At 62.1% G+C, this 12755-nt stretch carries 6 protein-coding genes; 4 read left to right on the forward strand and 2 right to left on the reverse strand.

Features of this window, described 5'->3' with window-relative positions:
- Positions 1-236: 236 nt before the first annotated feature.
- The 3 genes from istA to J3R75_RS03355 all read left to right on the forward strand — a co-directional run bounded on the left by istA (position 237) and on the right by J3R75_RS03355 (position 5836).
- A complete protein-coding gene (istA, locus tag J3R75_RS03345; protein ID WP_307259913.1) occupies positions 237-1964 on the forward strand; it encodes an IS21 family transposase in 1728 nt (575 codons plus the stop codon).
- Positions 1961-2779 (forward strand): IS21-like element helper ATPase IstB, encoded by an 819-nt coding sequence (gene istB, locus J3R75_RS03350; RefSeq protein ID WP_307259914.1) that lies wholly within the window; start codon positions 1961-1963, stop codon positions 2777-2779. Before istA ends, istB begins: the two co-directional genes overlap by 4 nt.
- A gap of 534 nt (positions 2780-3313) precedes the next feature.
- Entirely contained in the window at positions 3314-5836 is a 2523-nt protein-coding gene (locus J3R75_RS03355) for a heparinase II/III family protein (RefSeq protein WP_307259915.1), read from the forward strand.
- Between the two features lie 385 nt (positions 5837-6221).
- Here the strand turns inward: J3R75_RS03355 and J3R75_RS03360 are convergent, their stop codons facing one another.
- Positions 6222-10217: a beta-galactosidase gene (locus J3R75_RS03360; RefSeq protein ID WP_307259916.1), complete on the reverse strand. Its 3996-nt coding sequence runs from the start codon at positions 10215-10217 to the stop codon at positions 6222-6224.
- A gap of 229 nt (positions 10218-10446) precedes the next feature.
- On the opposite strand from J3R75_RS03360, the gene J3R75_RS03365 reads away from it, so the two are divergent.
- The gene (locus J3R75_RS03365) at positions 10447-11688 is read left to right on the forward strand and encodes an FAD-dependent oxidoreductase (protein WP_307259918.1); all 1242 of its coding nucleotides are present in this window, start codon (positions 10447-10449) and stop codon (positions 11686-11688) included.
- A 350-nt stretch (positions 11689-12038) separates the two neighbouring features.
- Here J3R75_RS03365 and rsxE read toward each other — a convergent pair whose 3' ends face one another.
- On the reverse strand, positions 12039-12707 hold the full coding sequence (gene rsxE, locus J3R75_RS03370) for an electron transport complex subunit RsxE (RefSeq protein WP_307259920.1): 669 nt from the start codon (positions 12705-12707) through the stop codon (positions 12039-12041).
- Positions 12708-12755 lie beyond the last annotated feature (48 nt).

Below are 12755 nucleotides of genomic sequence, written 5' to 3' on the forward strand. Positions count from 1 at the left end.
GGAAAAAAGCATCTCCCTTGCGACCTTAAATCGGCGGCGTGAATTGCCGCGCAGCGGCAAGACAGGCCGCCATTCATCTTTGCATTTGCCTTCTTCGCGGCTTCGCGCCTTCGCGTGAGTGTCACGGGTCGCATAAACTGAGCCAGTGATGGGTCGCATCCAAACTGAGCCACCTGCGAGACAAAGCAGCCCTATGTTATCTCCTTTTTTCCCATCGGAAAACAAGGAGATAGAACATGGCCAACTACAAGCAGGTGAACGTGATAGACAGAATACAACAACTTTACCGACAAGGGAGAAGCCAGCGTGCCAGCGCGGCAGAACTGGGTGTCAGTCGCAATACCGTGGCGCGATATCTGGCTTCAAACCCGGAGCCCCCGGGTCAGACAGGGTGCCACTCCACGCAAGCTGCAACCAAGGAAAAAGGAACAACCTGTCCGGTTTTGTCAGACGAAGCGACCCACGGGGTGGCTCAGTTTGAAACGGACTCCGCCGAACCTGAAGCGACCCACGGGGTGGCTCAGTTTGAAACGGACTCCGCCGAACCTGAAGCGACCCACGGGGTGGCTCAGTTTGAATCGGTCTCCGCCGAGCCTGAAGCGACCCACGGGTCTGCAGTTGCGCCGGCCAGCCGCCCTCCGGTTGTGGACAAGCGTTCAGGCTGTGCTCAGTATGCCTCCGAGATACTCGCCGCGCATGCCCAGGGCCTCTCTGGACGGCGTATCTACCAGGATCTGGGTGACGCGGGTTTTACAGGCAGCTATGCCAGCGTGAAGCGCTTTTTGCAGCGCAACCGCGAGACGTCGCCGCCAGTGCCATTTCGCCGGCTGATCAAGCTGGCAGGGCAGGAAATGCAGGTTGACTACGGCCAGGGTGCTTGGGTTCGCGATGAGCGTGGCCGCCGTCGCAAGACCCATCTTCTGTGCTGCGTCCTGTCCTTTAGCCGCCGCATCTATTGCGAAGTCAGCTACCGTCAGGACAGCGAGAGTTTCATCCGCGGCATGGAGAATGCGTTCAGACATTTTTGCGGAGTGACCGCGACCGTCGTCATCGACAACCTCAAGGCAGGTGTCATCCGGCCCTGCAATTTCGATCCCGTTCTCAACCCCAAATGTCATGATTTCGCCATGCATTACGGCACGTGCATCCTTCCTTGCCGCCCCCGCATTCCCTGGCACAAGGGACGCGTTGAGAACGTCGTGGGCTACGTGCAGAACAACGCGCTTGCAGGGCGCACTTTTCCGTCTGTGAACGCACAGAATACCTTTCTGTGGACCTGGCAGGACAAGGTGTCGGACCATCGTTTCCACGGCACGGAAAAGCGCCATGTGATCGACATGTTCCATGAGGAGAAGGCGTCGCTTCAGCCGCTTCCGGCGTCCATCTTCGCCGCCTTCAGCGAGGAGTTGCGCAAGGTCCACAGCGATGGCCACGTCGAGGTCCAGGGCGCCTACTACTCGGTTCCGCCAGAATACACGTCTCAGGAAGTCTGGGCCTGCCATGACGGCCGCCACGTGCGCATCATGTCAAAGGACCTGAAAGAACTCGCCCTGCACGCGCGACAGGAACGGGGACGGACCTCGACCGCCGCCGGCCATGTTCCGCCAGTGAAAGTCTATCTTCCCGAACGCGGTTCGCACTGGCTGCTCGAACAGATCGAAAAAAGCATCGGTCCCGGCGCCCGGGCATGGGGCGAAACCGTGGTCCTCAGCCGGCAGGCGGCGGCCCCCAAGGTGCTTCATGGACTGCTTCACCTGCGAAAGGCACACGCGGCCGCCACCATCGAGTTCGTCTGCAATCTGGCCATCACCCGCGGCGAAACCTGCTATCAGGCGCTTAAGGCCCTGCTTGAAGAACGAGGCGACAAAAGGCAGCCCGCCTTGCCCTTCCAAAGCGAGCACGAGCTCATCCGGCCGCTGAAAGAATACAATCACCTCATTGACTACAAGGACATCTTCCCATGAGCATAAACCGCCTTCGTGAACAACTCAAAAATCTGCGCATGCCCGGGGCCGGCGTCAAGCTTGACCTGCGGCTGAGCGAAGCGCGCTGCAACAGCCTCGAACACGGCGATTTTCTCGAACTGCTCCTGCAGGACGAGCTTCTCCACCGCGCCGGCAACAAAATCAGATCCGCCCTGAAGGCGGCCGGCTTCCGCAACCTCAAGCCGCTGGCTGACTTCGACTGGCAGTTCAACCCGAATCTGGAACGCAAACTCTTCTACGAACTGGCAGGCGGCGAGTTCATCCGCCAAGCTCAAAACATCTTGATGGTCGGGCCTTCAGGCACGGGAAAGACCTGTCTGGCTCAGGCCATCGGTTTTGAGGCCATCAAGCTCGGCTTCACCATCATCTATCGGTCCATCTTTGACATCGTCAGCCATCTGCAACGCTTCAACGCCCTCAGCGACCGCAATCCCGAGTTCGAACGCTACCTGAAGGCCGACCTGCTCATCATTGACGACATGGGGCTCAAGCAGCTTCCGGAAAAAGCTGGCGAACTGCTGTTCGAGATCATCTTCCGCCGCCATGAGCTCAAGTCAACCATCATGACCAGCAATCGACCGCTGGACGACTGGGGCAAGCTGATTGGGGATGTGCCAACGGCCGGAGCTATTCTGGATCGCTTCCTGCAACAGGCACGGCTCATACCCTTCAAGGGGAAAACCGGACGCCCCCACTTCGGACGCCAAGGGCAGGCGGGGCCGACAGCAAACGACGCCCTCCTCGACGCGGCGGCCGCAGCCCGACTGGATCATGCCGAGGGTGGCTCACTTTGAAGTGGCTCAGTTTGAATCATGCGACCCACGGGGCAAACTGAGCCAATGCGACCCACGGGGGGATGCCAAACCGGGTGGCTCAGTTTCAAAATGGAAAGGAGGCCGCCAAACAGAGAAAAAGGCAGAAATGAACGAACACAACATCCACAATATCAACAAAAAAGGAACATCGTCGTTACAATCCCAAACGCGGGTTGTACGGTTGTCAGGTGGCAAGGGAAGATGCGAGCCATGAGTGGCTCAGTATGAAGCGACCCGTGGCAGCGTGAGGAAAATAAGGACACGGGCGGACACATAGGTCCGCCCCTACGTCGCGTCTTTCTACATACGGGCGGACTTCTTGCGGGCGGCAATAATTGGGCGGGGTCAGGCGTTACGGAATCTGTGTATTCGTAGCCGTAGCGCCTCCCGGTAATGCCACACTTTCAGCCCACAGCAGCCATGTCGCCTCCCGGCAATGCCACACTTTCAGCCCACAGCAGCCATATCGCCTCCCGGTAATGCCACACATTCAGCCCATAAAGGACTTATTCGATGAGATTGACGACCATACTGGCCTTCGCGGCCTTGAGCGGCCTCAGCGCGTTTGCGGCCGACAGCACCCGCAGCAACTGGCAGACCATTGTGGATGTCGCCGACCCGGCGGCCTGGCGCGGCGCCGTGCTCGACCAGGAGCTGTTGCGTGACGGCAAGCCGACAATGCAGTGGTCCCACGCCGTCAGCACGCGCCTGTCGTTGCCGACAGCGCCGAAGGACTGGACTACGCACAGCCATGTACATTTCTGGATGCATTCGCAGCAGGCGACCAATGCCGGCATCGTTCTGATCCTGGAAGCCGACGACCCCGCCAGCAAAGGCATGGACTACTACATGGCGCGCATGACCATTGATTTCAGCGGCTGGAAAGAAGTGCTCATACCGATCAAGCAAATCGGCCGCGCCCGCGAACCACGCGGCAGAGACCAAATCACCAACGTGTTCATCACGGCCGATGGCTGGGAAAACACCCCCAATCCCGCCACCGTCCTCAACTTCGGTGCCATCAGCTTCGTGGACGTCATACCGCAGATGCTCTCACTGGAGGAGTTCTTCACAGCGCTGGACTGGTCCACGCCGGGACTGGCCGACGCCGCCGCGGCCTGGGACAAGCGCGACCTGCCGGCTGCCGTGCGGGCCACCGCCACGTACTTCCGGGAGCGTCGGAGTGTCCCCTGGCGTTTTGATCCGCACGATCCGGAGTTCAAGCCGTCCTTCAACAAAGGGGCGGCGGAAGACACCGTCGCGGGCAAAGTCTCGGTGGTCACTGTCAGACATCAGTTTCCGGGTGGCGACATCGACTGGCTGTACAATCACACCATTGCCGTGAAAGAACTCCCAAGCAATCACGAGTGGCTGTGGCAGCTTAACCGCATGGGCTTCTGGAGCAACCTCGGCCGGGCCTATCGCAGCACGGGCGACCCGCGCTATGCCGAGACCTTCGTCAAGCACTTGCGCAGCTGGACTGGCCAGTGCTTCGCGCCCGCCAATAGCGCCGGCAATGTGGCCGGATCGGCCTGGCGCACCATCGAATGCGGCATACGCCTGCTGGGCAGCTGGCCAGAGGCGTATCACCTCTTCCTGCACGCGCCGGAGTTCACGGACGACGACCTCGTGCTCTTCCTCCGCTCGGGCCTCGAACAAATGCGGCACCTCGTCAAACACCCGCAGAGCGGCAATTGGCTGACCATGGAAATGAACGGCGTCTATACTTTCGCGTCGCTCTTCCCGGAATTCGGCGAAGCCGCCGCCGCCCGGCAGATCGCCATCGAGCGCCTGCACAACGACATGAAAACGCAATTCCTGGCTGACGGCGCGCAGTTCGAACTCACGCCCGGCTATCACCAAGTCGCCCTCGGCAATATCCTCAGTCTGCCGCGCATCGCCAAGCTCATGGGGCGCGAAAACGAACTGCCCACCGACTTCGTGCCCACCATGGAAAAGGCCTACGATTTCAACCTGCGGCTGATGACGCCCAATCGCGACCTGCCGCGCTACAACGACAGCTGGCATTGCAATGTCGTCAGCTCCCTGCGCGGCGCCCTGGATTTCTTCCCGGACCGCCAGGACTTCCGCTGGGTCGCGACCGATGGGAAAGAAGGCGAGGCACCGGCAGAGCTGTCTGCGTTCCTGCCGTGGTCGGGCTTCTTCGCCCTGCGCTCATCTTGGCAGCGCGACGCCAACTACGTCAGTTTCGACGTCGGGCCCCTGGGCTATGGCCATGTCCACCAGGACAAACTCAACGTGGTCATCTGGGCAGGCGAAGACGAGCTGCTCTTTGACGACGGCGGCGGCTGCTACGAAAACTCCGCCTTCCGCCGTTACGCCACGTCGGCATTCGGTCACAATACGGTGCTGGTGGACGGCCTGCCGCAAGTGCGCAACCACCGCGAGCCCGGCAACCGCGTGGTAGACGCGCCCATTGACGCACCCAAGACCTTCTCGGACCTCTACGACTTCGCCGCCGGCACCTACGACCAGGGCTTCGGCAAGACCGACCACGAACCAGCCCGCCATACCCGGCAGGTGCTGTTCATCAAGCCCGACGTCGTCCTGGTCTGCGATCTCCTCGAAGCCAAGGACGGCCAAAGCCACCGCTACCAGGCCCGTTGGCAGGTCAATGACACCGCCCTGCGCGAACCCATCGCCGGCCACCCGGCACTCATCACCCAGCGGGCAGGCAAGCGCAATCTGCTGGTCGCGCCGCTGCTCAGCGCCGGCCTGACCTCGCGCTGGGTATCCGCCCAGACCGAACCGGAAGTCCTGGGCTGGTACGTGATCAAGGACGCCGGCCCATACCGCCCAGCCGCCACCGTCTGCCACGAACGCGAAGGCGCCGGCACGCAAATCATGCTGACGCTGTTCATGCCACTGGCGGCCGACACGCCCTGCCCCGTCAGCGCCATCAGCCAGGACTCGCCGCGCCAAGCCACCGTGGCCTTCACGGACGGCCGCCAGCTCGTGGTCACCGCCCCCCAAACCGCCGACGAACGCATGCTCTTCGCTATCATCAACCCGTAGCCGCGCTGACGGCGCTTGGCGCAGCGCCGGCGCAAAGGCTATTTTGTCTCACGCGAAGACGTGAGGAAAAAGATTTCCCCGTCGCGGCTTCGCGTAAGGGAAAATAGTCTTTGCGACTTTCAATCGGCGGCGTGAATTGCCGCGCAGCGGCAAGACATGCCGCCATTCATTGTCTTTGTCTTCTTCGCGGCTTCGGGCTTCGCGTGAGGAAAAAGATTCCCCCGTCGCGGCTTCGCGTGAGGGAAAATAGTCTTTGCGACTTTCAATCGGCGGCGTGAATTGCCGCGCCAGCGGCAAGACATGCCGCCATTCATTGTCTTTGTCTTCTTCGCGGCTTCGCGGCTTCGCGTGAGGGAAAAAAGAGGGCGGACACATAGGTCCGCCCCTACGGCGTTTCGGCGGTGATGGCGACGACCGCCGGCACGGCGGGGCTCAGGGCGGAGCGGATATCCAGTCGGGCGATGGCCTTTTCGGGGGCGGGATTGGTCCAGCGGTAGCAATGCAGCGCAATGGGCTTACGGACGGGATTACTGGCTTCGAGCGCGATCTTGCCCTGCTTGGGCGCGCGGTTTGACCACCAGCTGCCGATTTCCTCACCGGCGCGGCAGATGATTTCGGCCTGTGTACCGTCCTCGTAATGCAGCACATAGCTCAGTACGGCCGTGCCGGCCTGCGGGTCCCAGCCGTAGGCGTGTAGGAAATAGAGATAACGCAGTTTCTGCCCCACCTCGACGCCGGTGACCTGCCGCGGGAAATAGTCGCGGGCGGTGCCGTAGAGAATGACGGCGCCACGGCCGGCGTTGCTCTCGGGGTCGATGATACGGAAGGGCACGCCGGCCAGCGTCACCTCGCCCAGGGGCATTGATGCGAAGTCGTTGCTGCCCTGATCGAACCAGCCGCCTTTGCGGTCGTCGCCCTGCTCGTCGCGGAAGTGCATAGTAGCGACCGCGCGCAAATCCAACGGCCGGCATTTGTCCGTCGCGACATCGTCGTAGTTGCGGTCGCGGACAGCGGCGTCACTGCTGGCGCGCAGTTTTTCCTGGATGGCCGCCAGCCGTGGCGCGTCGGCGGCCTGTGCCTGGTGAAAAAGGTCCTGCTGTTGCGCGGGCCCGACGACGGGCCAGGCGGGGGACGGCGCTTGGCGTTCGAGGGTGAGCAGCACGCGTTCCTGCGGCGGGAGGATCAGCAGGAAGCCCTCGCGGAGTTCATCGCGATTCCAGGTCTGCTTGCCGCCGGGAACCAGCAGGCGCTTGTTGACGATATCGCGCAGGTAGAATTCGCCAGCGTCCTGGACATTGAGTGCGACCCTCGCGATGCGGTGTTGGACCTCGAACATACTCACTGCGAAGAGCATTTTGAAATCGCCGCGGTCAATCAGCTGCAGGTCGGTGCCATTGAGGGGCGCACCGTTGTCGACGGCTCGCATCGTTCCATAGCGCTTCACGCCGCGCTGATCCAGCAGGGCCACCAGCGCCTGGCCGGAGGCGGGGTCCTTGGCGTCCAGGCGGGCGATGCCGGCCGGCAGTCCGGCCAGCTCGTTGCTGTATTCATCCCAGCGGAAGGCATCGACATCGGCGACGACCAGCCCGCCGCGGGCGACGAACGCCGCCAGCGCCGGAACGCTCTGCACCCGCGCGTAGTCCGCGCAGGGAAAGACCACCGCTTCGATGTGTGCCGGCAGGGCTTCGAGTTCCTCGTCAAAGATGATAGCCAGCGGGTAATGCGCGTGGAGCACGGCGGAGTACCAGTTGAGCATGCGGCCTTTCAGGTCCATGTCGCGGTCGAAGACGGCCATGGCCTGCGTCGGGTAGGAATGAAAGATAGCGACGCTGGGCAGACCCGTCCGCGGAAATGGCAGGACTTGGTCGCGGTAGGGTTCCAGCTCCTCGCGGAACTGCTTGAAGCCCACCAGCTCCTCGGGCGGCCAGTTGTAGGGATTGAGCATCGAGGACGACTTGTAAGACGGGTTGAGCACCACCGCCTTGGCCTGCTCGTAGGTCTCCCATTCCCAGAAACGCTTGTCGAGCACGTAGGTGAAATTGCCGGACGAGCCGTGCATGACCTCGTTCCACAGCGACGTGATCATATCCTCCTTTTTGCTGGGCACGCGCTGGCCGAATTCCAGCCGCGTGCAGTAATGCTCGTTGTTGACGATCGGCAGCTTGCCCTTTGCCAAGCCCTGGTAGAAATCGCACATGTACCAGTGCGTGGAACTGCCACGGAGCACCACGGCTTCCATCTCGTCCTTGGCCTTGAGATTGTCGCTACTGTGGCCGTAGCGCCAGCCGCCCTCGGTGGCCAGCACATCCAGCGAGTCGGCCACCACCCGGTAGTCCATGAAGCCGTCCCAGAGCGTGAAGGTGCTGGACATCTCGGTGAAATAGACATCCGGACGCTGATCGACACTGCGGATGACATCGCTGTACTGCCGGAGGATTTCGCCGTAGCGCGCCGCCAGGAATTGCCACCAGTCGGGCCAGAGCCGGCGATAGTCACGGAAATTGCTGACGGCGGCCACGTCGTCGAAGCTGGTGAAGATGGTGTGCCACTGCGCGTTGGCGCGCGAAATCGTGCCGTATTTCTGCGCCATGCGGCGAGCGAATTCGCGCGCGTTGAATGAGCATTGGCAGCCATAGCGCGACTCATTGAAAAGCTCGTAGAGAAAGACATTGCTGCCATTTTTCATGGCCATGCGCGTGCCGCCCAGGAAATAATCGCGGTAGTAGCGATCGCCCTCGGGGTGCTCCGGGCAGAAGGGTATGAAGGCATGCCAGCCGTCGTAGCGCTGATCCAGATCGCGATATTTGGCCGCGTTCTCCTCGCGCAGGACGTGGTTGTAGCCGAAGGCGAAATCAATGACGAAGGGCATGTCCGCAAAGCCGTGCAGGTACGCGGCGGCGGCCGCTTCCAGCTGCTGGTAGTTATCCGGCACGCCCAGACCGTAGAGGACCTGCCCCGGCCAGCTGTGCGCGGCGGACATCTGCCCCGAGTTGAAGCCCATGACATCGAAGACCTCCTTGCTGGGCCCGACTTTATAGGCGATGTGGTCGATGTTCAGGGGGTTCTTGCGTGGCTCGGGGCCCCAGTCCGTGGTGCTCTTGTTGTAAATCCACGGCCCGACCCAGAATTCATAGCGGCCTTGATAATGCCAGGTACCATCCTTGATCTGCGGGCGCGCACGGTCATCGCCGCAGTACACGCGCGGATCCTCATAGGACGCGCGGAACGCGTCGCTCGCGGGCGACGGCGCATAGCCCGGCGCCGCGGCAGCGACGCCCGTGATGATCGCCAGGTCGGAAAAGCTCACGGGGCCCGGCGGCAGCTGCCGCGGCAAGCGCAGATCAATCTTGCGCAAGGCCGTCAGCGGCCCGGCCGCGCCAGCCAGTTCAAAGACATAGCGGAACTGGCCATTATCGGGCACGCCCGCAGCCAGGTGGTACTCGCGCGGGAGCTCCTCGTCGCCATTGTACAAACGCAGCGTCAATGGCATATCCAATGACGACAGCAGACTGAAGCGCAGGTCGGCCAGAGGCACGGCCGACAGGTCAAATCGGCGATTCAGGTAGCTGGTCTGAAAACTCAGCGTGGGCTCATAGCCGCTCTTTTTGATCTCCAGGTCCAAGCCCGCGCCGCGCTCCCACTTGCGCTGGAAAGACAGGTTCGGCGTGGGTTTGACATGCCAGGTCGGTGGCAGCCCCGGCGCCACTGGGAACAGGACGCCACCGGCCGCGATGCTGGCAGGCTCGGGCGTCTTGACTGCGGCGAGTTCCGCCGCCAGATCAGGCGTTTCCCGGGGCACGTCGTCGCTGGTGAGCAGCACGTCGTCAAAGTACGCCTCGCCGGTGGCATGGAAGAAATTGGCGCAGCAGAAGCTCAGGGTCAGCTTGTTGGCATTTTCGGGTATGGGCAGGCGCACCAGCAACTGTCGCCAGCCGGTGGCGGTCGCGCTGTCCACGTAGTCCGCGCCGCTGAAGGTCTTGCCGTCGTCGCAACTGCCGGCGAGGATAATGCCCACGACCTTCGACCGCGAACTGGCGACGAGCTTCACTCGCACGGCAAAACTGGCGACCTTGCCCGCCAAGGCGCGCATGTCCGCCGGCGGCACAAAGTACATCGCCGTGTGGTTCGTCGGGCCGGGATCGTCGTCTTTGAGATGCCACGAGTAGCCGCCGCTGAATTTCTCATCGGCGCTGCGCCGGAACTGCGTCCAGGCCGCCTGCTTGTCCTTCGGCTGCAAATGCCAGCGCGACGCCGGTTCGCACGGCAGATTTGACGCATCGTCCCAGGTCTCAAAACCCGAATTGGGAAAGAGATTCTCGGCCCGCAGTGCGCCGGCGACAAACAGCAAGGCCAGAAAGAGGGTCTTGGGGGACAAGGTCATAGTATGTCACTCCTCAGCTCAGATGGGATAAAAGTCCGTGCAAATGCGCGAAAGGGCAAGGTAACGCCGCATCGGCATTTGTCCACGCCCAATGTCATTTGCGCGTGACCGCGCGGCACATTACACTAGGCGCAGTCCGTAGTCCACCCGCTGACGCGGGTGGACAGCCTCCGCGCCAGCGGGCGCGGCAAGCAGCCTGTCACCACATCCAGCCGAAGGATCATGCCCCATGCTCACACAAAGCATTCTTGAGCCAGCGAGAGAGATCGTTGTCGCCGACCACGTCGATGTCGTCGTCTGCGGCGGCGGTCCTGCTGGCATTGCCGCCGCACTGGGCGCGGCCCGCGCTGGTGCCAGCACGGTCCTCATCGAACAGCACGGCTGCCTCGGCGGCATCTGGACCAGCGGGCTCCTGCCGTGGTTTCTGGATGTCAACAACAAAAATGGCATCATGCGGGAAATCATGACCGAGCTGGCCATGCGTGGCGCCCGTGGCGCCAATAGCGACGGCACACCCAACACCGCTTACGACGTAGAAGAGCTCAAGATGCTCCTGGATGAGCTCTGTACCATCGCCGGCGTGAGGGTGCATTTACACACGCGCATCTGCGCGGCCCAGGTCACTGCCGGGCGCCTCACCCACGTCATCACCGAGTCCTATTCCGGCCGTCGCGCCTTCGCCGCTAGGCAGTTCATCGACTGCACCGGCGATGGCACCCTTGGCGCCTTGGCCGGCAACAGCTTCGACGTCGGCCACCCCGAAACGCGCCTGACCCAGCCCATGTCCATGATCGCCCTCGTCACCGGCATCCGTCGCCATGACATCAAAAGCTACTACCGCGACAAGGACGCGGACGGCTGGGCGCCACCCAAAGAACGCCTGCGCGCCGCCATGGAACGCGGTGGCCATTCGCCGTCCTACGCGCATCCGTCGCTGTTCCCCGTTCGCGAAGACCTCTTCATCATGATGGCCAACCACGAATACCAAGTCAGCGCGCTGTCTGCAGAAGACATCAGTGCGGCGACCATCCGCAGCCGCCGCGAAGTCATGGCGCTCATCGCCGGGCTACGCGCCCAGGGTGGCATCTGGCGCGATGCCCGCGTTGTCGCCACCGCTGCCCAAATTGGCATCCGCGAAGGCCGCCGCCTGCATGGGCAGTACACGGTCACCATTGACGATATGAGCGCCGGCGCCCGCTTTGACGACGCCGTCTGCCGCGTCCATTTCGGCGTCGATGTCCACGCCACCAATCCCCACCAGGGCAAGAGCATCGAAAAAGCGCCCGTCAAAACCCAGCCCTACGACATACCCATGCGCGCACTCATCGCCAAGGACGTCGCGGGGCTCCTCATGGCCGGGCGCTGCATCAGCGGCGACTTCTGGGCCCACTCCAGCTACCGCGTCACCGGCAACGCCGTCGCCATGGGCGAAGCCGCCGGCAAATACGCCGCCGACAAATGCCACGCGTAAGCAGCAGAGTGCATGAGTTGCGCGGTTGTCCCTGTCGGACGGGCGCTCTCAGGATCAATGCTGCGGAAACAAAAAAGGCTGCTTGGACTTCCAAGCAGCCAATCAAAAAAAAGGGGACGACTTGGCGACTGCGCGCACTGGGGCGAGGACTCACGGACTCATGAGGCATGGTCCCATGGATTGGACCGTGGGGACTTTCTGGACCATGGGGAAGGACGCTTTGGACACCGGGGACCGGTTGTGTACTGCTTGGACGCCGGGAACTGACTGGTGGTGTCCATAGCGTCCATAGCGTCCATAAAAACGCCCAGTGTCCCGCCAGTCAAGAGGTTCTGCGGATAAAAAAATGCTCAGCGTTTGCCGAGGTCGCAGAGATTGCACTGCGAGCAATTGAGTTCTGGCGGCGTGTACGTGCGGCCTTCCAGCCGTGCACGGCGAATCCGGAGCATGTTCATGCCCGCCAAGAAGAAGCCGAGGACAAAAAAGGCCCCGGGGGCGAATTTCATCAGCAAAAACGGCTCCCATTTGGGGAACAGCTGCAGTTCGAAGATGGTGCCGGCGCCGAGGAATTCGCGCACGGCGCCCAGGGCCATCAGCGCCAAGGTAAAGCCGACGCCCATGCCCAGGCCATCGAGAAAGGACAGCCACGGGGAATTCTTGGAGGCGAAAGCCTCCGCCCGCCCCAGCACAATGCAGTTCACCACGATCAGCGGGATGAAGATGCCCAGGGTGGCATTCAGTTCCGGCGGCGCGTAGGCGGCCATCAGCATCTCGACGATGGTCACGAACACCGCGATGATCACGATGTAGCAGGGTATGCGCACCTTCGCCGGGATGCCCTTGCGCACCAGTGAGATCACCACGTTGCTCCCGAGAAGCACGAAAGTCGTCGCCACGCCCATGCCAAGCGCGTTCTTGGCGCTACTCGACACCGCCAACGTCGGGCACATGCCCAACATCAGCACCAGCACGGGATTCTCTTTCCACAGCCCCTTGAGAAATTCTTTCGCCGCTGACATGTTCGTTCCTGCCTTGTTCAAGTGTTGGCGGGCTGACTCCCGCGTTGT

The sequence above is a fragment of the Oligosphaera ethanolica genome, from assembly GCF_030814695.1.
In the GTDB taxonomy this organism is placed as follows: domain Bacteria; phylum Verrucomicrobiota; class Lentisphaeria; order Oligosphaerales; family Oligosphaeraceae; genus Oligosphaera; species Oligosphaera ethanolica.

Bases quoted from the DNA above. Each gene is read 5' to 3' on its own strand.
- istB (WP_307259914.1), top strand. From the start codon at position 1,961: ATGAGCATAAACCGCCTTCGTGAACAACTCAAAAATCTGCGCATGCCC.
- istA (WP_307259913.1), top strand. From the start codon at position 237: ATGGCCAACTACAAGCAGGTGAACGTGATAGACAGAATACAACAACTT.
- J3R75_RS03365 (WP_307259918.1), top strand. From the start codon at position 10,447: ATGCTCACACAAAGCATTCTTGAGCCAGCGAGAGAGATCGTTGTCGCC.
- J3R75_RS03360 (WP_307259916.1), bottom strand. From the start codon at position 10,217: ATGACCTTGTCCCCCAAGACCCTCTTTCTGGCCTTGCTGTTTGTCGCC.
- J3R75_RS03355 (WP_307259915.1), top strand. From the start codon at position 3,314: ATGAGATTGACGACCATACTGGCCTTCGCGGCCTTGAGCGGCCTCAGC.
- rsxE (WP_307259920.1), bottom strand. From the start codon at position 12,707: ATGTCAGCGGCGAAAGAATTTCTCAAGGGGCTGTGGAAAGAGAATCCC.